The sequence below is a fragment of the Embleya sp. NPDC020886 genome, assembly GCF_044333915.1.
Lineage (GTDB): Bacteria > Actinomycetota > Actinomycetes > Streptomycetales > Streptomycetaceae > Embleya.
The window spans coordinates 558,393-578,330 of sequence record NZ_JBIRRX010000004.1 but is presented as its reverse complement, the minus strand read 5'-3'; the positions used below and the strand labels follow the sequence as shown (position 1 = coordinate 578,330).

At 72.2% G+C, this 19,938-nt stretch carries 17 protein-coding genes; 6 read left to right on the top strand and 11 right to left on the bottom strand.

All coding sequences use genetic code 11. The features are described 5' to 3' along the window. Nucleotides 1-25: 25 nt before the first annotated feature. The 3 genes from ACH4U8_RS17540 to ACH4U8_RS17530 all read right to left on the bottom strand — a co-directional run bounded on the left by ACH4U8_RS17540 (nucleotide 26) and on the right by ACH4U8_RS17530 (nucleotide 3,462). Nucleotides 26-1,081 carry an endonuclease/exonuclease/phosphatase family protein gene (locus tag ACH4U8_RS17540; protein WP_379989718.1) on the bottom strand — a complete coding sequence of 352 codons (1,056 nt, stop codon included), beginning with the start codon at nucleotides 1,079-1,081 and terminating at the stop codon, nucleotides 26-28. 115 nt (nucleotides 1,082-1,196) lie between these two features. After that, the gene (locus ACH4U8_RS17535) at nucleotides 1,197-1,805 is read right to left on the bottom strand and encodes a TetR/AcrR family transcriptional regulator (protein ID WP_395778655.1); all 609 of its coding nucleotides are present in this window, start codon (nucleotides 1,803-1,805) and stop codon (nucleotides 1,197-1,199) included. A 49-nt stretch (nucleotides 1,806-1,854) separates the two neighbouring features. Then, nucleotides 1,855-3,462: an MFS transporter gene (locus tag ACH4U8_RS17530; protein ID WP_395778654.1), complete on the bottom strand. Its 1,608-nt coding sequence runs from the start codon at nucleotides 3,460-3,462 to the stop codon at nucleotides 1,855-1,857. Between the two features lie 225 nt (nucleotides 3,463-3,687). On the opposite strand from ACH4U8_RS17530, the gene panB reads away from it, so the two are divergent. Continuing rightward, nucleotides 3,688-4,569 (top strand): 3-methyl-2-oxobutanoate hydroxymethyltransferase, encoded by an 882-nt coding sequence (gene panB / locus ACH4U8_RS17525; RefSeq protein WP_360304848.1) that lies wholly within the window; start codon nucleotides 3,688-3,690, stop codon nucleotides 4,567-4,569. 66 nt (nucleotides 4,570-4,635) lie between these two features. Next, nucleotides 4,636-5,442, top strand: a complete 807-nt coding sequence (locus ACH4U8_RS17520; protein WP_360304846.1) for a site-2 protease family protein — start codon at nucleotides 4,636-4,638, stop codon at nucleotides 5,440-5,442. On the opposite strand, the gene ACH4U8_RS17515 is transcribed toward ACH4U8_RS17520, so the two are convergent. Both ACH4U8_RS17515 and ACH4U8_RS17510 read right to left on the bottom strand, forming a co-directional pair. Then, nucleotides 5,415-6,620 carry an AI-2E family transporter gene (locus ACH4U8_RS17515; protein ID WP_360304844.1) on the bottom strand — a complete coding sequence of 402 codons (1,206 nt, stop codon included), beginning with the start codon at nucleotides 6,618-6,620 and terminating at the stop codon, nucleotides 5,415-5,417. The genes ACH4U8_RS17520 and ACH4U8_RS17515 overlap by 28 nt on opposite strands. A gap of 137 nt (nucleotides 6,621-6,757) precedes the next feature. Beyond that, on the bottom strand, nucleotides 6,758-6,955 hold the full coding sequence (locus ACH4U8_RS17510; protein ID WP_360304842.1) for a DUF3046 domain-containing protein: 198 nt from the start codon (nucleotides 6,953-6,955) through the stop codon (nucleotides 6,758-6,760). A gap of 100 nt (nucleotides 6,956-7,055) precedes the next feature. Here ACH4U8_RS17510 and ACH4U8_RS17505 point away from each other — a divergent pair, with 100 nt between their 5' ends. The 4 genes from ACH4U8_RS17505 (at nucleotide 7,056) to ACH4U8_RS17490 (ending at nucleotide 14,218) form a co-directional block, all read left to right on the top strand. Beyond that, nucleotides 7,056-11,675: an ATP-dependent helicase gene (locus ACH4U8_RS17505; protein ID WP_395778652.1), complete on the top strand. Its 4,620-nt coding sequence runs from the start codon at nucleotides 7,056-7,058 to the stop codon at nucleotides 11,673-11,675. Between the two features lie 342 nt (nucleotides 11,676-12,017). Continuing rightward, nucleotides 12,018-12,851 (top strand): DNA-formamidopyrimidine glycosylase family protein, encoded by an 834-nt coding sequence (locus ACH4U8_RS17500; protein ID WP_360304838.1) that lies wholly within the window; start codon nucleotides 12,018-12,020, stop codon nucleotides 12,849-12,851. Continuing rightward, nucleotides 12,848-13,327 (top strand): hypothetical protein, encoded by a 480-nt coding sequence (locus ACH4U8_RS17495; protein ID WP_395778650.1) that lies wholly within the window; start codon nucleotides 12,848-12,850, stop codon nucleotides 13,325-13,327. Before ACH4U8_RS17500 ends, ACH4U8_RS17495 begins: the two co-directional genes overlap by 4 nt. A 93-nt stretch (nucleotides 13,328-13,420) precedes the next feature. After that, nucleotides 13,421-14,218 (top strand): SDR family NAD(P)-dependent oxidoreductase, encoded by a 798-nt coding sequence (locus ACH4U8_RS17490; protein WP_360304834.1) that lies wholly within the window; start codon nucleotides 13,421-13,423, stop codon nucleotides 14,216-14,218. 72 nt (nucleotides 14,219-14,290) lie between these two features. On the opposite strand, the gene ACH4U8_RS17485 is transcribed toward ACH4U8_RS17490, so the two are convergent. The 6 genes from ACH4U8_RS17485 to ACH4U8_RS17460 all read right to left on the bottom strand — a co-directional run bounded on the left by ACH4U8_RS17485 (nucleotide 14,291) and on the right by ACH4U8_RS17460 (nucleotide 19,893). Continuing rightward, a complete protein-coding gene (locus ACH4U8_RS17485; protein WP_360304832.1) occupies nucleotides 14,291-14,764 on the bottom strand; it encodes a DNA starvation/stationary phase protection protein in 474 nt (157 codons plus the stop codon). A gap of 132 nt (nucleotides 14,765-14,896) precedes the next feature. Further along, nucleotides 14,897-15,289 carry a helix-turn-helix transcriptional regulator gene (locus ACH4U8_RS17480; RefSeq protein ID WP_360304830.1) on the bottom strand — a complete coding sequence of 131 codons (393 nt, stop codon included), beginning with the start codon at nucleotides 15,287-15,289 and terminating at the stop codon, nucleotides 14,897-14,899. 244 nt (nucleotides 15,290-15,533) lie between these two features. Next, nucleotides 15,534-16,811: a CinA family nicotinamide mononucleotide deamidase-related protein gene (locus ACH4U8_RS17475; protein ID WP_360304828.1), complete on the bottom strand. Its 1,278-nt coding sequence runs from the start codon at nucleotides 16,809-16,811 to the stop codon at nucleotides 15,534-15,536. Nucleotides 16,812-16,849: 38 nt separating this feature from the next. Continuing rightward, the gene (pgsA, locus tag ACH4U8_RS17470) at nucleotides 16,850-17,524 is read right to left on the bottom strand and encodes a CDP-diacylglycerol--glycerol-3-phosphate 3-phosphatidyltransferase (RefSeq protein ID WP_360304826.1); all 675 of its coding nucleotides are present in this window, start codon (nucleotides 17,522-17,524) and stop codon (nucleotides 16,850-16,852) included. Beyond that, nucleotides 17,521-19,020: a 30S ribosomal protein S12 methylthiotransferase RimO gene (gene rimO, locus ACH4U8_RS17465; RefSeq protein WP_395778648.1), complete on the bottom strand. Its 1,500-nt coding sequence runs from the start codon at nucleotides 19,018-19,020 to the stop codon at nucleotides 17,521-17,523. The genes pgsA and rimO overlap by 4 nt, the downstream gene beginning before the upstream one ends. 81 nt (nucleotides 19,021-19,101) lie before the next feature. Next, nucleotides 19,102-19,893 (bottom strand): helix-turn-helix domain-containing protein, encoded by a 792-nt coding sequence (locus tag ACH4U8_RS17460; RefSeq protein ID WP_360304822.1) that lies wholly within the window; start codon nucleotides 19,891-19,893, stop codon nucleotides 19,102-19,104. Nucleotides 19,894-19,938: the final 45 nt, after the last annotated feature.

The window sequence follows — 19,938 nt, the reverse complement described above, 5'->3', positions numbered from 1 at the left end:
GCGGTCGGGCCCTGCTCGTGTCGGCTCAGCGCAGGCGCAGGTCCGCCTGGACCGGCATGTGGTCGCTCGACGTGCTGCCCAGCACCTTGGCGTCCGCGGCGGCCATCCCGCGGTACATGATGTGGTCGATCGCGGCCATCGGGAACGACTCGGGCCAGGTGAAGCCCATCCCGGTGCCGGCCGAGTCCTGCGCGTCCGCCAGGAAGCGGGTGACCGGTCGCAGCGCGCGGTCGTCGGTGGTCCCGTTCAGGTCGCCGGCCAACACCACGTGCGGCGCGGTCTCCACCGCGAGCGCCTGGGCGAGTCGATCGATCGTGCGGTTGCGATCGCCGACGGTGAAGCCGCTCGGGCCGAAGCGCACCGACGCCAGGTGCACGGCGTAGAACGGGACGTCGCCCTTGGGCGTCGTGATCACCGTGCGCAGCGCGCGGGTGAAACCCATCCCGACGTCGACCGCCTCGGCCTTGCTCATCGGGAAGCGGGCCGTGGTCCACACCGCGACCGTGCCCTCGTGCTGCACGTTCGGGTATCGGTCCTTGAGCACCGCGTTGTACAACTTCCAGGCGCCCTCGGGCAGTTCCTCCAGCGCGATGACGTCCGCGTTCGCGCCCAGCAGCGAGCGGGCGGTGCCGGCCGGGTCCGGGTTGCCCGCGTTGACGTTGTGGCTGACCACCCGCAGGTCGTGCGGGCCGCCGCCGCGACCGGGCAGGAAGAAGCCGCCGAACATGGTCACCCAGACCAGGATCGGCAGCATGGTCGCGGCGACCGCGGTCCACGAGCGACGAATCGCCGCGCAGGCCAGCAGCACCGGGATCACCAGGCCGCCCCAGGGCAGGAAGGTCTCCACGAAGCTGCCCCAGTTGCCCGGCGTGTTGGGCACCAGCCGGTGGAACGCGAGCGGGAGGGTGGCCAGGACCGCGAACACCGCGATCACCCGGCCGCGGCGCCACGGCGGGGTGCGCCAGATCCGCACCGCGTCCTCGCGGATCCGCTCCCACGACCATCGCGACCCGCGCCGCGGACTCCCGTCGCCGGCCGGTTGCGGCTCGGCTCCGGTGTCCGTCGTGGTGGGCCACGTCATGCTGCCTCCTGAAGTCCCAGGTACGAGTCCCGACTGTGTCCGCGTCAACGTACGAACAAAACGTCGCCTACGTCGAAACGGACGCCGGAAAGCGGCCGATAGGTTCCCTATGGGCTCAGGAGCGAGCGCGAATCCCGCCGAGCAGCGCGTCCGCGATCTGGCCCGGCAGCTCCGGCTCCAGACTTGCGTTCTCCCGGACGAGCTTGCGTACCAGTATGGGCCCCGTGACCAGGTCCATCAGGACCTCCATCGGCAGGTCGGCCCGCAACTCGCCGGAATCGACGCCGCGCTGCAACAGCCCGCGCAAAATCGCCCGGCGCTTCTCCACGACCACCTCGTGATAGCGCCGGGACAACTCCGGATGCCTGCGCATCTCGCCCGTGACCATGCCCATCAGCCCGTCGCCGCGCTTGTCGATCGCCTGCAGGCGCATGTTCTCCAGCACCAGCACCAGGTCCTCGCGCAGCGACCGGCCCGTCAACACCGCCGGCAGCGCCTCCGCGGCCTCGACCGCCGCGACGATCAGCGCCTCCTTCCCCGGCCAGCGGCGGTAGATGGTGGCCTTGCCCACCCCCGCCTCCTGGGCCACCGCCTCGACCGAGATGGCGGCGATGCTGCGGTGCTCGTCGAGCAGGCGAAGGGTGGCCTCCAGAATCGCCCGTTCGGCCTCCTCGCTGCGCGGGCGACCCCGGCGCGGCTTGTCCGCCGTACCGGGGTCGGCCATGGGGTCGACCAGGGGATCGGTCGTTGTTTCGGATGTCGCAGGCTGCATGTCAGACCTTCGCGGAGCGCTGTTCCTCGGCGGACGAATCGGCTCGGCCCGCCTCGGGGGCAGTCTGCCCGGCCGCGGGGCGCGGCATCCACAGGAACACCACGACCGCGCCGATCAGACCCACCACGGCGGATCCGATGGAGGCCGCGTGCATGGCCTCGATGAAACCGTCCTTGGCCGGATCCACGAGCGCCGCCCCCTTGTCGCCGAGTCGACCGGCCACCGAGAGGGTCGCCTCGACCGAGTCGCCGGCCGGGCCCTTGGGCACGTTCGGCGGCAGCTTGTCCAGGTCGCCGGAGATCCGGTCCCGATAGACCGAGGACAACACCGAGCCCAGGATCGCCACGCCGAGCGCGCCGCCGACCTGACGCACGGTGTTGCTGACCGCAGAACCGGCGCCGGCCTTCTCGCGCGGCAGCGAGGACATGATCGAGTTGGTGGCCGGCGGCATCACGTGCGCCATGCCGGCGCCCTGGAAGAAGAACACCACGCACAGGATCCAGATCGGCGAGGTGCGATCCATCCACAGGAAGGACAGGAAGCTCAGGCCGACCACGAGCATGCCGCCGGTGGTGACCGCGCGCACGCCGAACCGCTTGACCATTCCCGAACTGCGCGCCGAGAACATCAGCTGCGCGATCGCCAGCGGGAGCAGCAGCAGACCGGTCCGCAGCGGGGTGTAGCCGCGCACGCTCTGCAGGTAGAAGGCCATGAAGAAGGTCACGCCCATGAGCGCGAAGAAGACCAGGCCGATCGCACCGGCCGCGGCGGAGAAGGCCGGGTCGCGGAAGAACTTGACGTCCAGGGCCGGGTGGTCGCTGCGCTTTTCGAACCACACGAAGAAGCCGAGGATCAGCAGACCGAGCACGATGGTGCCGAGCACCTCCGCGCTCCCCCAACCCGCGTCGCCGCCGCGGATGATGCCGTAGACCAGCGAGACCAGACCCGCGATGGACAACACGACCCCGATCGGGTCGAGCCGGCCGGGCTTGGGATCGCGCGAGTCCGGCACCAGGAGCAACATCGCCACGATGCCGACCAGCACGATCGGGACGTTGATCAGGAAGACCGAGCCCCACCAGAAGTGGTCGAGCAGCACGCCGCCGGTGATCGGGCCGATCGCGATCGCCAGACCGACCGCGCCGGACCAGATGCCGATCGCCTTGGCGCGCTCCTGCGGCTCGAAGACGTTGCTGATGATGGACAGGGTGGCGGGCATCACGAACGCGCCGCCGAAGCCCATCACCGCGCGGGCGGCGATCAATTGCTCGGGACTTTGCGAGTACGCGGAGAGCAGCGAGGCCAAGCCGAAGACCACCATGCCGAACAGCAGGGTGCGCTTGCGACCGAAGCGGTCGCCCAGGATGCCGGCGGTGAACAACAGGCCGGCGAACACCAGGGTGTAGGAGTTGATCGCCCACTGGAGCTCGCTCTGGGTGGCGCCCAGGCCCTTGTCCGGGTCGGCGATCGTCTTGATCGCCACGTTGAGGATCGAGTTGTCGAGAACGACGACCAGCAGGCTGATCACCAGCACGCCGAGGATGGCCCAGCGGCGCCGATGTATGTGCTCGTCGACCGTACGGGTGGGGGGAACGTTCGCTGAAGTCACGGGTGAAGCTCGATTCGTCGTGCACGTATGACTTGTATGGGTTGCCTCACAGGCTAGGGGCACTTTACGAAACGAGACCGTCTCGTATTGCAAAGCCTCGGCAAATGTCGGACCCGGCGATCACGCGGAATCCGGCGCGGGACTCCCCTGTTGTCCTGTTACGGCGCGTGTCACCATGGCGTTGTCCGGGGACGCCGTCCGAGCGCCTCGAGTCGGGAGAACACCATGTCCAGCAACAACTCCGCACAGTCGATAGCCGCTTCGACCGAGGGTCCGGGACTGACCCTGTACGGCGGAGAGGGCACCGGGCGCCGGGTCACCGTGCGCGACCTCGCCCGAGCGAAGCAGGCCGGCGAGCGCTGGCCGATGCTGACCGCGTACGACGCGATGATCGCCTCGGTATTCGACGACGCGGGCATCCCGGTCCTCCTGGTCGGCGACTCGGCCGGCAACAACCACCTCGGCTACGAGAACACCGTGCCGGTCACGATGGACCAGTTGGTGATGCTCACCGCCGCGGTCGTGCGCGGCACCCGACGCGCGCTGGTGGTGGCCGACCTGCCGTTCGGCTCGTACCAGGAATCCCCCGAGCAGGCCCTGCGCAACGGCGTGCGGCTGCTCAAGGAGGCCGGCGCCGGCGCGGTCAAGCTGGAGGGCGGGCAACGTTCGGCCCGCCAGGTCGAGGCACTGGTGGCCGCAGGCGTGCCGGTGATGGCCCACCTCGGGCTCACCCCGCAGTCGGTGCACGCCTTCGGCGGCTACCGGGTGCAGGGCCGGGACGCGGAGAGCGCCGAGCAGTTGATCGCGGACGCCAAGACGATGCAGGCCGCAGGCGCGTTCGCGGTGGTCCTGGAGTGTGTGCCGGAGGAACTGGCCGCGCGCGTGACCGACCTGCTGGACATCCCCACCGTCGGCATCGGCGCGGGCGTGCGCTGTGACGCCCAGGTGCTGGTGTGGACCGACATGGCCGGCATGACCACCGGCCACACGGCCAAGTTCGTCAAGCAGTACGTCGACCTGCGCGCGACGCTCGGCGACGCGGCGAAGGCGTTCGCGGGCGAAGTGGTGGGCGGCGTCTACCCGGGCCCGGAACACACCTTCCACTGAGTGTCCCGGCGGGCCGTACGATCGAACTCCCGGTCGTACGGCCCTTCCGCGCATCTGGAGCAGTTCGTGACGCACCCCTACGGAGATTACGGTCGCCGCCCGGCGGCCGGCTCGCTGCGCCACGTGCGGCCGAGCCCGATCTTCCTCGCGATAGTCGCGGTCTGCGCCGCCTCGACCTGGTACACGTGGCACGACGACGGCACCTCGGAGGCGGCCACCCGGACCGGGGTCTTCCTGCTGGTGATGTCCGGCTGGTTGGTGTCGTTGTGCCTGCACGAGTTCGCGCACGCGTTCGCCGCGTTGCGCTCGGGCGACCACAGCGTGGTGGGCAAGGGCTACCTGACCCTGGACCCGCTCAAGTACAGCGATCCGCTGTTGTCCTTCATCCTGCCGACGATCTTCGTGCTGCTCGGCGGCATCCCGCTCAGCGGCGGCGCGGTCTACCTGGATCGTTCGGCGATCCGGGGTCGGGCGCGCAACAGCCTGGTGTCGGCGGTCGGACCGCTGACCAACGCGGTGCTGGCGATCGTCCTCGCACTGCTGCTGTCCTCCGGCGCGGTGGACGGCGCGAGCCCGACCTTCACCGCCGCGTTCTCGTTCCTGATCCAGCTCCAGGTGATCGCGGCGGTGCTCAACCTGCTGCCGGTGCCCGGCCTGGACGGCTACGGGGTGATCGAGCCCTGGTTGCCGTACGACTTCCGCCGGGCGATCGCGCCGTACGCGCCCTACGCGATCCTGTTCCTGTTCGCGCTGTTGTGGTCGCCGTCGGTCAACGGCTGGTTCTACGACGTGATCGACCACGTCACCGACGCGCTGGACGTGTCGCCGTTCCTGGCGAGCGACGGCTACCGGTTGTTCCGCTTCTGGTCCTGACGGTCCGCGCGACCGTGCTCGTCCCGCACGCGCCGCCACATCCGGGTGAGCGGCCCCGGGCCGCGCGGGGGCCGACTCTCGTCCGGCGTCAGTCGATGCTCGGGGATCTCGTAGCGGTGCAGATAGCTGCCCACGAAGGTCTGTCCGGTGGCCGCGAGCGGGATCGCGATCAACGCGCCCACCGCGCCCAACAGCGCGGCGCCGCCGATCACCGCGCCGAACGCGAGCGCCGGGTGGATCTCCACCGTGCGGGCGGTGATCCGCGGATGCAGCAGGTAGTTCTCGAACTGCTGGTAGGCGGTCGCGAACAACACCACCCACAGCGAGGTCAACGGGCTCACCGTCAACGCGATCAACGCGGGCAACACGATCGCGATATAGGTGCCCACGGTCGGCACGAACTGCGAGATCAGCCCGACCCACAACGCCAGCGGGACCGCGTACGGCACCTCGAGCACCAGGAAGGCGATGTAGTGCGCGAACGCCGAGATCAGCGCGAGCGCGGCACGCGAATACAGGTACCCGCCGGTCTTGTCGATCGCGATCTCCCACCCGCGCAGCACCTCGGCCTGCCGCTCCGGCGGCAGCAGCGAGCACACCGCCCGGCGCATCCGCGGGCCCTCGGCGGTGAAGTAGAAGGTGAACAGCGCGATGGTGAACATCTCGAACAAACCGGCCACGATCTTCGCGGACAGGCCGAGCGCGTTGTTCGCCACCCGCTCGGCGTAGCCCTGGACGGTGCCGGAGTCCTTGAAGATGTCGCCCTGGATCTTCTCCACCGTCAGGTCGGTGCCGAACGTGCGATTCACCCAGGCGACCAGGTCGTCGAGGTAGTCGGGCAGATTCCGGGCGAACGCCACCACCTGGTCCACCAGCAGCGAGCCCACCACCGCCAGGAACCCGGCGCAGGCCAGGAAGACCACCACGAAGGCGATGGCGGTGGCCACGCCCCGGCGCATCCCGCGCCGGGCCAACCGGTCCACGGCCGGCTCGAAGGCCAGGGCGAGGAAGAACGCCAGCAACAGGTCGATCAGCAGCGAGCGCAGGTGTGCCAGCGTCCAGCCGAGCAGCCGAAAGCCCGCGATCATCGCCAGGATCATGAACACGGCCCGCGGCAACCACGACGGCATGCGATCGCGCGAGGTGAGCCGCGTCGCAGGTGTGTCGGGTGGGGTCACATGGGCTCCCTGTACTCTCCCGCACCACTGTGTCGCGATGCATGTCGAATGACAGGAAGAGCCTAGAGCGTCACGCTATGTCCGCTTGGGTGCGCCGCCGCGTGTGCCCGAGCCGCCCGGCCCCCGGGCCGGCCGGATCAGGCCCGCTTGGTCGTCGGCAGGTCCATCGAGACACACACGCCGCGCCAGACGTCCTTGGCCTCGATGCCCGCGGCCAACGCCTCGTGCACGGTCCGGCCACCCAGCTCGGACATCACGTGGTCGCGGGCGAAGGACTCGGCGTACGAGTCGCCGAAGTGGGCGCGCATGCGTCGCCAGAAGTCGGTGAGTCCCATGCGACCAGTATCCCGGTAGCGGCGACTCGCGCGGTCGCCCCGCCCGGCGCCCGAATGTCCCCGACGCGAATGTCCGAGCCACCCGGCACCATGGGGAGTTATGCCACATGACGACCCCGCTTCGGTCCTGGCCGGCTTCTCCCCCGCCACCCGGGAATGGTTCACCGGCGCCTTCCACGCGCCGACCCGGGCCCAGGAGGGCGCCTGGCGCGCCATCGCCGAGGGCAAGGACGCGCTCGTGGTCGCGCCGACCGGGTCCGGCAAGACGCTCGCGGCGTTCCTGTCCGCGCTGGACCGGCTCGCCGCCGAACCGGTGCCGGCCGATCCGCGCCGGCGCTGTCGGGTGTTGTACATCTCGCCGCTCAAGGCGCTCGCGGTCGACGTCGAGCGCAACCTGCGCAGCCCGCTCACCGGCATCCGGCAGGCGTCCGTGCGGCTGGGCCTGCCCGAGCCCGAGGTCACCGTGGGCGTGCGCTCCGGCGACACCCCGGCGGCCGATCGACGTCGCTTCGCCACGAAGCCGCCGGACATCCTGATCACCACGCCCGAGTCGCTGTTCCTGATCCTCACCTCGCAGGCCCGCGAGGCGCTGCGCGGGGTGGACACGGTGATCGTGGACGAGGTGCACGCGGTCGCCGGCACCAAGCGCGGCGCGCACCTGGCGCTGACCCTGGAGCGGCTGGACGAACTCCTCGATCGCCCGGCGCGCCGGATCGGCCTGTCCGCGACCGTGCGCCCGGTCGAGGAGGTGGCCCGCTGGATGCGTTCGACCGGCGACGTGCACGTGGTCCAGCCGCCGGCCACCAAGACGTTCGAGCTCTCGGTCGTGGTCCCGGTCGAGGACATGGGCGAACTCGGCGCCGGCAGCGGCGACTTCGACGAGGCCGGCAACGAGCGCAGGACCTCGGTGTGGCCGCACGTCGAGGAACGCATCGTCGACCTGATCCAGGCCCACCGCTCGACCATCGTGTTCGCCAATTCACGCCGCCTGGCCGAGCGGTTGTGCGGCCGGCTGAACGAGATCGCCTACGAGCGGGCCACCGGCGAGGAACTGCCGAAGGACTCGTCGCCGGCCGAGCTGATGGCCCAGGCGGGCAGCAGTCGGGGCGCCCCCGCGCTGCTCGCGCGCGCCCACCACGGCTCGGTGTCCAAGGAGCAGCGGGCCCAGGTGGAAGAAGACCTCAAGGCCGGTCGCCTGCCCGCCGTGGTGGCCACCTCCAGCCTGGAGTTGGGCATCGACATGGGCGCGGTGGACCTGGTCGTCCAGGTCGAGTCGCCGCCCTCGGTGGCCTCGGGCCTCCAGCGGGTGGGCCGGGCCGGGCACCAGGTCGGGGCGATCTCGCGCGGGGTGATCTTCCCCAAGTTCCGCGGCGACCTGGTGCAGACCGCGGTGGTCACCGAGCGCATGCGCGAGGGGGCGATCGAGTCGGTGCGCGGGCCGCGCAACCCGCTGGACGTGCTGGCCCAGCAGATCGTCTCGATGGTGTCGATCGAGGACCGCGACGTGGACGCGCTGCTCGCGCTGATCCGCCGGGCCGCGCCGTTCGCCGCGCTGCCCGCGTCGGCCTACGAGGCGACCCTGGACATGCTCGCCGGCCGCTACCCCTCGGACGCGTTCGCCGAACTGCGCCCGCGCATCGTGTGGGACCGGGTCGGCGGCGTGCTCTCCGCCCGCCCCGGCGCCCAGCGGCTCGCGGTCACCTCCGGCGGCACCATCCCCGACCGCGGCCTGTTCGGCGTGTTCCTGGTCGCCGGCGACGCGAAGTCGCGGGTCGGCGAGCTGGACGAGGAGATGGTCTACGAGTCGCGCGTGGGCGACGTGTTCACGCTGGGCACCTCGTCGTGGCGGATCGAGGACATCACCCACGACAAGGTGCTGGTCTCGCCCGCCCCCGGGGTGCCGGGCAAGCTGCCGTTCTGGCACGGCGACGCGCTGGGGCGGCCGGTGGAACTGGGCCGCGCGCTCGGCGCCTTCGTGCGCGAGGTGGGCGCGTTGCCGGCCGAGCGGGCCCGCGAGCGGGTGGCCGCCGCGGGCCTGGACCCGTGGGCGGTGGACAACCTGCTCGGCTACCTGGGCGAGCAGCGCGAGGCGTGCGGCCACATCCCGGACGACCGCACGATCGTGGTCGAGCGCTTCCGCGACGAACTGGGCGACTGGCGGGTCGTGGTGCACTCGCCGTTCGGCGCCCAGGTGCACGCGCCGTGGGCGCTGGCCATCTCGGCCCGACTGCGCGAGCGCACCGGGCTCGACGTGCAGACCATGCACGGTGACGACGGGATCGTGCTGCGGCTGCCGGACAGCGGGCTGCCCTTCGGTGACCAGTCCTTCGGGGAGTCCTCCGACGACCTCGCGGCGGGGGCGCTGCCACCGGACTTCGCGGTGTTCGAGGAGGCCGAGGTGGAACCCCTGGTGACCGCCGAGGTGGGTGGTTCGGCGCTGTTCGCGTCCCGCTTCCGCGAGTGCGCGGCCCGCGCGCTGCTGCTGCCGCGCCGGATGCCGGGCCGCCGTACCCCGCTGTGGCAACAGCGCCGGCGCTCGGCCCAACTGCTCGCGGTGGCCAGTGAGTACGGCTCGTTCCCGATCGTGCTGGAGACGATGCGCGAGTGCCTCCAGGACGTGTTCGACGTGCCCGGTCTGACCGGCCTGATGCGCGACATCGCCACCCGCGCGGTGCGCATCGTCGAGGTCACCACGACCGAACCCTCGCCGTTCGCCCGCTCGCTGCTGTTCGGCTACGTCGCGCAGTTCATGTACGAGGGCGACTCGCCGCTCGCGGAACGTCGGGCGGCGGCGCTCGCGCTGGACTCGCGGCTGTTGGCCGAGCTGCTCGGCCAGGCCGAGTTGCGCGAACTGCTCGACCCGGAGGTGCTGGCCCGCACCGAGGCCGAGTTGCAGCGGCTCGCCGAGGACCGCCGGGTGCGTGACGCGGAGGGGGTCGCCGACCTGTTGCGGCTGCTCGGACCGCTGACCACGGCCGAGGTCGCGGCACGCGGCACGGACGCGTTCGAGCTCGATTGGCTGACCGGCCTGGCGGACGCGCGTCGGGCGATCCGGGTGCGGATCGCGGGTGAGGAGCATTGGGCGGGCATCGAGGACGCCGGCCGGCTGCGCGACGCGCTGGGCACTCCGCTGCCGGTCGGCGTGCCCGAGGCGTTCACCGAGCCGGTCAAGGATCCGCTGGGCGATCTGCTGGCCCGCTACGCCCGCACGCACGGGCCGTTCCGGGCCGGCGATGCAGCCGCCCGCTTCGGCCTGGGGGTCGCGGTGACCACGGGCACGCTGGAGCGGCTGGCCGCGAGCGGGCAGGTGGTCTCGGGCGAGTTCCGCCCGGGCGGCTCCGGCCTGGAGTGGTGCGGCGCGGAGGTGTTGCGGATGTTGCGCCGGCGCTCGCTGGCGGCGCTGCGGCACGAGGTCGAGCCGGTGCCGCCGGTCGCGCTGGCCCGGTTCCTGACCGTGTGGCAGGGCGTGGGCGCGAGCGGGGTGCGCGGCCCGGACGGTCTGCTTCGGGTGGTCGAGCAACTCCAGGGGGCGAGCGTGCCGGCCTCCGCGCTGGAGAAGCTGGTGTTGCCCACGCGGGTGGTCGACTACCACCCCGCGATGCTGGACGAGCTGTGTGCGGCCGGCGAGGTGCTGTGGGCCGGACACGGCGCGCTGCCGGGCAAGGACGGTTGGCTCTCGCTCTATCTCGCGGACGCCGCGCCGTATCTGCTCCCGCCGCCGGTGCCGCTGGAGACGACGCCGCTGCACACCGCGATCCTGGCCGCGCTGGCCGGTGGCTACGCGCTGTTCTTCCGGCAGCTCGCCGAGCGGCTGGAACTGCCGACCCCGGCGTCGGAGGCGGCGATCGCCGAGGCGCTGTGGGACCTGGTGTGGTCCGGGCAGGTCACCGGCGACACGCTCACCCCGCTGCGCGCGCTGCTCGGCTCGGGACGCACGTCCGGCTCGACCGCGCACCGGGCCCGGCGGGCGACCCCGCGCGGGCGGTACGCGGGCCTGAGTCGAGGGCGGCCGGTGGCGGCCGTTCGCGGTGGGCCACCGACGGTGGCCGGCCGCTGGTCGCTGGCCCCGGTGGTCGAGCCCGACCCCACCCGGCGGGCGCACGCGTTGGCCGAGACGCTCCTGGACCGGCACGGCGTGGTCACCCGCGGCGCGGTGGTCGCCGAGGGCAGCCCGGGCGGCTTCGCCGCGGCCTACAAGGTGCTGAGCGTGTTCGAGGACGGCGGTCGGGTCCGCCGGGGCTACTTCGTGGAGGGTCTGGGCGCCGCCCAGTTCGCCGCCGACGGCGCGGTGGACCGGCTGCGCGCGTTGCAGGGCGCGAGCGAGCGCCGTGAGCCGCACGAGTTGCCCGGCGCGGTGGTGCTGGCCGCCGCCGACCCGGCCAACCCGTACGGCGCCGCGCTGGCCTGGCCGGACCGGCCCGGGGAGAGCGCGGGCGGGCACCGGCCGGGCCGCAAGGCCGGTGCGCTGGTGATCCTGCTCGACGGCGAGCCGATCCTGTACATCGAGCGCGGCGGACGCACGTTGTTGTCCTGGACCGACGACCCGGACCGAGTGGGCCCGGCGGCCGAGGCGCTGGCCGCCGCGGTGCGCGCCGGCGCGCTGGGCAAACTGACGGTGGAGAAGGCGGACGGCGCCGAGGTGCTGACCTCCTCGCTGGGCAAGGCGCTGGAGGCGGCCGGGTTCCACGCCACCCCCAGGGGGCTGCGCCTGCGAGGGTGACACCGTTTCGTTACACGAGCGCCCGGTCCGCGAAACACCCCGGTCATGTACATCGAGCAGGATCGTGGTCACGGAAGGCGACGCCGGGAGGGATCCCGACGGAGTCGACCGGCACCATCCGCCCGTGGCGACCCTGCACGCGTCACGGTCGGACGTACTCGGATCCGGCGTCGCGGGCGTGTTCCTGGCCGCGCGCTCGCGACGTCGGTTCCCGGGCCGCCACACCTGCGGCGCCGCGACCCCCGGGGTTCGGCCGCACCGACGGGTCCGGGGGGACTCGGAGGGCCGGCCCCGGGCTCGGCCCCGTCTCCCGGGGACGACGACACCCGGGACAATGGTGGAATGCCCGAAGGCGACAGCGTGTATCAGGCGGCGCGGCGGCTGCGTGCGGCCCTGGTGGACCGCCCGCTGACCGTGACCGACTTCCGGGTGCCCCGGCTGGCGACCGTGGATCTGACCGGGCGTTCGGTACTGGCGGTGGTCCCGCGCGGCAAACACCTGCTGACCCGGATCGAGGGCGACCTCACGCTGCACACCCACCTGCGGATGGACGGCACCTGGGAGATCCAGCCCACCGGCCCGCGCCCGCTCCCGCGTCCCTGGCACGCGATCCGGCTGGTGCTGGCCAACGCGGCGCAGACCGTGGTCGGGATGCGGATGCCCGTGGTCGAGTTGGTGCGCACCGCCGAGGAGTCGACCGTGGTCGGCCACCTGGGGCCGGATCCACTCGGCCCGGACTGGGATCCGGACGAGGCCGCCCGCCGGCTGGCCGCCCGGCCGGGCCGGCCGATCGGTGACGCGCTCCTGGACCAGCGCAACCTGGCCGGCCTCGGCAATGTGTACCGGGTGGAGTTGTGCTTCCTGCGCGGCGTCGCCCCCTGGACCCCGGTGGCCGCGGCGGGCGATCCGCACGCGTGGGCGACCCTGGCGCATCGTGCGTTGAACGCCAACCGCGACCGGGTCGGGCACGTCACCACGGGCGACACCCGGCCGGGTCGCCGGCACTGGGTCTACGGGCGCGGCGGACGCCCGTGCGCGCGCTGCGGCGGTTCGATCCGGCGCGCCGACCTGGGGGATCCGCCGCGGGTGACGTACTGGTGCCCGCGCTGCCAGCCGTCACCCGATGGAGGTACACCCGGTGACCGATACCCGGGCGGTTCGTCGTACAGGGCATGACCGCGTCCCGGATCGTGCCCGCCCTGGTGTTGCCCATCCTGCTGTCGGCCTCGGTCGGTTGTACCCGAGTGGCCGCGCCGGACCCGACGCCGCGCCCGGCAGCACCGGTGGCGGCTCCGGCCCCACCGGTCGCACCCGCCCCCGCCGCCGCGCTCCCGGCGGAGCCCGCGCCGGCGATCACCGAGATGGCGGGCGGCTCGACCGAAGCCGAAGCCAACGCCGAAACCGACGCCGAGGACGGGACCGGGACGCCCACGGCCGACCCCGCCGCGGACCCGGATCCGCCGCGCACCACCCGCCCGCGCCCCCGGGCCGAATCCGGCGCGGCCCGCCCGCCCCGTTCCGGCAGGACCGGATCCCAGCGGGGGTCGAATCCGGTGCGGACCGACCCGTGTGACGCCCTCGCGGCGAATGGGATCTTCCCCTTCGGCGGCGCCACACACCGCTGGTGCCATCGAAAGGAGGGCCTGCGGTGACACCGATCTCCTTGCCGCGCACCTTTATTGACTGTTCGTCAGATGGCTCGTACGGTCGGCGCGCTGTGCACGCCTAGCGCCGGGAGGCCAACCGTGTTTCGTGAAGCCCTCGATCTGACCGGCCGAGTCGCCGTCGTCACCGGCGCGGCCTCCGGCATCGGCCGCTCCAGCGCCGAGGTGCTGGCCGACCTGGGCGCGACCGTGGTCTGCGCGGACATCCACGAAGCGGGGGCCCGGGAGACCGCGAAGGCGATCGTGGCCGCCGGCGGCGCCGCGACCGCCGCGGGCGTCGACACCTCCAAGGCGGCCCAGGTGGACGCGCTGATCAACGACGCGGTCACCGCGCACGGCCGACTCGACGTGCTCGCCAACATCGCCGGGGTGATGCATTCGAGCACGGTGATCGAGACCGAGGAGGCCGACCTCGACCGGGTCCTGGCGATCAACTTCAAGGGCGTCTTCTTCGGCTGCCGGGCCGCCGCGCGCGTGATGTCCGCGCAGGGCTTCGGCAGCATCGTCAACATGGCCTCCGGCGCCGTGGACACCGCGACCTCGGGCCTGCTGTGCTACGGCGCGGCCAAGGCCGCGGTGGTGCAGTTGACCAAGACCCTGGCCACCGAGGTCGGCCCCAGCGGCGTGCGGGTCAACGCGGTCGCGCCGGGCTGGATCGTCACCGGGATGACCGGCCGGCACTGGACCGACGCGGACGGCAACGAGGATCTGGAGCGCAAGGCCGCCGTGGCCGCGCCGATGGCCCGGATGACCCCGCTGCGCGCCGTCGGCGAGCCCACCGACATCTCCTACGCGGTCGCCTACCTCGCCTCGGACGCCGCCAAGTTCGTCACCGGCCAGATCCTGCGTCCCAACGGCGGCGTCGCGATGCCCTGGTAGCCCACCCACGCCGAAGCCCCGCCTCCGAGACGGGAGACGGGGCTCGGGCGAACCGGCAGACCGGGAATCGGCTCAGCTCTGGTTCTCGGCCTGGAACATCCAGCTCATCTTCTCCAGGTCCGCGGCGATGGTGATGAACAGGTCCTGGCTGACCGGGTCCGGTTCCTCGGTGGCCGCGATCCGCTCGCGCATGCGCTCGATCACGGCGCCGTAGACGCCGACGAAGTAGCCGACCACGTCGCCGTCCTTGATCCAGCCGGATTCCGGCTGCGGGACGCCGCTGCCCGCCGTGATGGTCGCGGCCCGGCCGTCGGGGTTGTACCCGATCGCCGAAGCACGTTCGGCGACGGTGTCCGCGAAGGTACGCGCCGAGGCGACCACCTCGTCCAACTGCAGGTGGATCGAGCGGAAGCGTGGGCCGACCACATTCCAGTGGGTCTGCTTGGCGACCAACGAGAGATCTATCAGGTCGACGAGGGCGCCCTGCAGCGCCTCGCCGGTGATCTTGCGCGCCTCGTCGGACAGGGGGCTCTTGACGACGACCATGGTGCTACGACTCCTCGGGATCCGTGTCGATCGGTTGCCGGGTCGGGGAACCCGGTCCACCTGGCACCGGATGCCCCGAATCGGCCGATCGATGCTCCCGAGTGGGAAAGAGCACACCCTCGGTCGTCGTCCTCAGGCCGCCACCACCACGCTCACCGCGGTGTCGGCGGAGATCGGGCCCGTGCCCGACGACCGGTCGTTGTTCTGACGTTCGGCGGCGGCGCGCTCGTTCGGCGTGAAACCGGCACCGACCGGCTCCAGGACCGGTCGCATCGCCTCGGCCGAGGCCAGCTCGGCGAGGGCCAGCTCGTCGCTGACCTCCCGCATGAGCACGGACATGCGCACGTCCAGCGCGTCGCAGATCGCGGCGAGCAGTTCGGACGAGGCTTCCTTCTGGCCGCGCTCGACCTCGGACAGGTAGCCAAGGGATACCCGGGCTGAGGACGAAACCTCGCGCAGGGTGCGACCCTGACGCTGGCGCTGGCGCCGCAGCACGTCACCCAGCAGGCGACGGAGCAGGATCATCGGTCGCTCCCTCCTAGGGCGGCTCGGGGGGTCACAGCCCCACCGTACCTGCCCGACCGCGCGGGTGTGCCCGCCTTGCGGTCCTGTTCACTCAGGGCGTGGAACCTTGACGGCGAGGGTGTCCAGGGTCCATAGGGCTCGCGGGGCACTCCCGCCTCGATTCGCAGCACGTCCTCGCCCGCCCTTCCGCGTGTCCCCCACGTTCCCGACCGAAGTGCTCCCACCGGCCGGCCGGCGCGCCCGGTCACCCCGTACACGCCGGATCCTGCTCGGCCGGCAACCCCGCCACCACACACCGGAGCAGGTCCAGTACGCGGACCGTCGTCATCTCCCGAATCCTGCTCCGACTGCCCGAGAACAGCAGCGACAGCACGGTTGTTCCCTCGGGACCGGCCACCGCGATGTATACCGTGCCCACGGGCTTGCCGTCCTGGGGATCCGGACCGGCGACCCCCGTCGTGGCCACCCCGTAGGTACCCGACATGATCCGCCGCACACCCTCGGCCATCCGCGCCGCCACGTCCGGGTGAACCGCGCCCTCGGCGGCGAGCAGGTCGGCGTCCACCCCGAGCACCGAGTCCTTGAGGTCGGTGGCGTACGCGGTGACCGAGCCGCGCACGCTCGCGGACGCGCCGGGCACCGAGGTCAGTTCGGCGGCGACCAGGCCGCCGGTGAGCGATTCGGCCACCGCGACGGTGGCGTCGTGCTCGCGCAACAGGGCCAGCACGACACCGGCCAGCGTGTCGCCGGCCTCGCCGTAGACACAGCCGCCGAGCAGTTCGCGGGCCCGCAACGCGGCGGCGTCGACCGCCTCGACCCCGCCGGGGGCGGTCGCGGTGAGTTTGACCCTGGTCCGTCCGGCGGTGGCGAGGTAGGCCACCTCGACCGCGCCCGCGATCGCGAGTTCCTTCTCCAGCGGTTCCAGCATCGCGGCGATCACGCCCTCGCCGATCGACGCGGTGAGCAATTGCCGCTGGGCCCGGATCGGTGCGCCGCCCGCGCGCCGCAGCAGGTCGGGCAGCACCTGCTCCTCGACCATCGCGATCATCTCGTGCGGCGGGCCGGGCACCGCGTACACCGGTACGTCGCCGATCGAGATCGCCACGCCCGGGGCGCTGCCGTTCGGGTTGGGCAACGAGCGGCCGCCCTCGGGCACGTCGGCCTGCTGGAGGCCGAGCGCGGTCAAGGTGCGGTTCAGGCCCTGATAGCGCCGGCGCAGCCAATCCTCGATCGCCGGGTCCCGGCGCAGCGCCGCGCCCGCGACGGCGGCGATCGCCTCGCGGGTGCGGTCGTCGGAGGTGGGGCCCAGGCCGCCGGAGACGAGCACCGCGTCGGCACGCCGCACGGCCTGGGTGAGCACGTCGATCATCTCGTCGAGGCCGTCGCCCACGGTGGACACGCCGGTGACCCGCAGTCCGGCCGCGGTGAGCCGGCGGCCGAGGGTGACCGCGTTCGTGTTCACCACGTCGCCGACGAGCAACTCGTCCCCCACCGCGACCAGTTCGATCCTCAATTCGCGCATGGTCCTGCTCCCCCCCGTGGTCGGGATCCGTCCCGACGTCAGACCTGTCCGGCGGGCACCGGCGTGCCGCGTCGCAGTCGTATGGCCTTGACGATGTAGTCCAGGCCGGTCACCACGGTGACGATCACCGCGGCCGCCATGACCCAGGCCCGCGTGCTGGCCAGCGGGCCGGTCATGACCAGTGTGTACATGCCGATCGCGACGCCCTGGAGCATGGTCTTCGCCTTGCCGCCCCGGCTGGCCGGGATCACGCCGTGCCGGATCACCCAAAAGCGCAGCAGGGTGATGCCGATCTCCCGGGCGAGCACCACGAGGGTGACCCACCAGGGCAGGTCGCCGAGCGCGGACAGGCTGATCAGCGCGGCACCCATCAGTGCCTTGTCGGCGATCGGATCGACGAGTTTGCCGAAGTCGGTGACCAGGTTGTGCATCCGGGCCAGCTTGCCGTCGAAGAGGTCGCTGATGCTGGCGACGGTGAACGCGGCCCAGGCCCAGGCCCGCCAGGCGGGATCGTGGCCGCCGTCCTGCAGCAGCAGGACGACGAAGACCGGCACCAGGGCCACCCGCATCATGGTCAGCGCGTTGGCCGCGTTCCAGGCGCTCACCGAGGTGGTGGGGTCGCCGAGGCGGTCCGGCTTCGGCGGGTGGTTGGCCGCGGCGGCGCGGACGGCCTCGGCCGGACGCCGACGCTGCGGTGCCGGTTCGGCCGTCACCGATCGCCCCCGGGCACGATCACGTCGATCGCCTCTCCGTGCAGGTCGGCACCCTCGCTGTCGGTGACCCGGACCCGGACCAGATCGCCGACCCGCAGGCCCTCGCCGACCACCGTCGTCGATCCGTCGGTCTCGGGCGCCTGGTGGTGTGCGTGGCCCTCGGCGGTGCCGTCCTCGCCGACTTCCTCGATCAGCACGATCACCTCGGTGCCGATCCGGTCCTCGGCGCGCTGGGCGACCAGTTCCTCGGCGAGTCGGGAGATCCGCTCCACGCGGGCGGCCACCACGTCGGGTTCGAGCTTGTCGGCGTAGCCGGCGGCCTCGGTGCCGTCCTCGTCCGAGTAGCCGAACACGCCGATGGCGTCCAGCCGGGCGGCGATCAGGAAGCGCTCCAGCTCGTCGACGTCCTCCTCGGTCTCGCCGGGGAAGCCGACGATGAAGTTCGACCGGGCGCCCGCCTCGGGGGCCTTGGCCCGGGCCTGGTCCAGGAGCGCGGTGAACGCCTCGCGCGAACCGAACCGGCGCATCCGGCGCAGCACCGGCTCGGAGGCGTGCTGGAAGGACAGGTCGAAGTAGGGCGCGACGCCGGGGGTGCCGGTGAGCACGTCGAGCAGCGTCGGCCGCATCTCGGCGGGCTGGAGGTAGTTGACCCGGACCCGCTCGATGCCCTCGACGGCGGCCAGCTCCGGCAGCAGCGTCTCCAGCAGGCGCAGGTCGCCCAGGTCCTTGCCGTACGACGTGGAGTTCTCGCTGACCAGGACGATCTCGCGGACACCCTGCTCGGCCAGCCAGCGGGCCTCGGCGATCACGTCCGAGGGGCGGCGGGAGAGGAAGGAGCCGCGGAAGGAGGGGATCGCGCAGAACGAGCAGCGGCGATCGCAGCCGGAGGCGAGCTTGAGCGAGGCGACCGGGCCCGAGCCCAGCCGGCGGCGCAGCGCGCGCGGCCCGGAGGCGGGGGCGATGCCCTCCGGGAGGTCCTCGGGGGCGCCGTGACCGGGCACCGCGACGGCGGCGGCCTGGCGCTCGACCGGGGTGATCGGCAGCAACGCCCGGCGGTCGCGCGGGACGTGCGAGGTGTGCTCGTCGCCGGCGAGGATCGAGCGCAGCCGGGTGGAGATGTCGCTGTAGTCGTCGAAGCCGAGCACCGCGTCCGCCTCGGGCAGCGCGCCCGCGAGCTGGTCGCCGTAGCGTTCGGCCAGACATCCGACCGCGACGACGGCCTGGGTACGGCCCTCGCCCTTGAGGTCGGCGGCCTCCAAAACGGTGTCGATCGAGTCCTTCTTGGCGGACTCGACGAAACCGCAGGTGTTGACCATGACGACGGAGGCGTCCGCGGCGTCCTCGACGAGGGACCAGCCGTCCGCCTCGAGCCGGCCGGCGAGTTCCTCGGAGTCCACCTCGTTGCGGGCGCAGCCGAGGGTGACCAGGGCGACGGTGCGCAGGGCGGAGGGGCTCTCGGCCGGGGCGGCGGGGCTGGTGGTATCGCGGGCGGACATGCCGGAAAGCCTACGTCAGACATGGGCGTGGACCGGACGCAGGGAAGCGTCCGATGGTTCCGGGGAGGTCACGATGGCCCGTCACCGGGCGGAAGGGGTGGGCGACGGGGTCGCCCGCATCTGCGGGACCGGGTCGCCGGGCACGAAAGTGTGCTTGACGACGGCGCCCTCCTCGCCCGCCGGGCCCACGTCCTTGCCGTTGACCTTCAGGCGCGCGGCGCCGGAATTGCCGATCTGGAGTTTGAGCTGCTCGGGGTCGGTGAGCGTCTTGGCCTCGCCCTTGTCCAGGATCGTCTCGAAGATCTGCTTGTTGTCGGCGTCGAACGCGCGCACCCAGCTACGGCCGTCCACCGCGGTGATCGTGACCACCACCTCGGCCGGGAATTCGGGGGTCTTGGCCACCGGCGCGACCGGGGACGGCGGCGGGGGCGGCGGCGGAACCACGGGGGCGGCCGAGGTCGGCGTGACCCGCGACGCGGTCTCCTTCTCGTCGTCGTCGGCGCGCCCGCCAGCGAGTTGCACGAACGCGAAGATCAGCACGATGACCACGGCGACGCCCATGGCCAGCGTCCAGTTCGGCCGGCGGTACTCGATCGACTTGCGGGGGGAGTCGAAGATCTGGGTCGGGCGGGGGGTGCTGGTGCCGCCGACCGTGTGGTCGTACTCGGCGACCAGCGGCTCCGGATCCAGGCCCGTCGCGCGGGCCAGCGTGCGGATGTGACCGCGAGCGTAGAAGTCGCCGCCGCACGGTTCGAAGTCGTCGCATTCGACGCCCTCGATGATGACCTGTCGGATGCGGGTGACCTCACTGAGCCGTTCCACAGTGAGACCGGCCCGCACTCGCGCCTGGGCGAGACTCTGACCGATCGACACGATTCGCCCCTTATGCGTCATTCATCACGACTGACACCAATCATC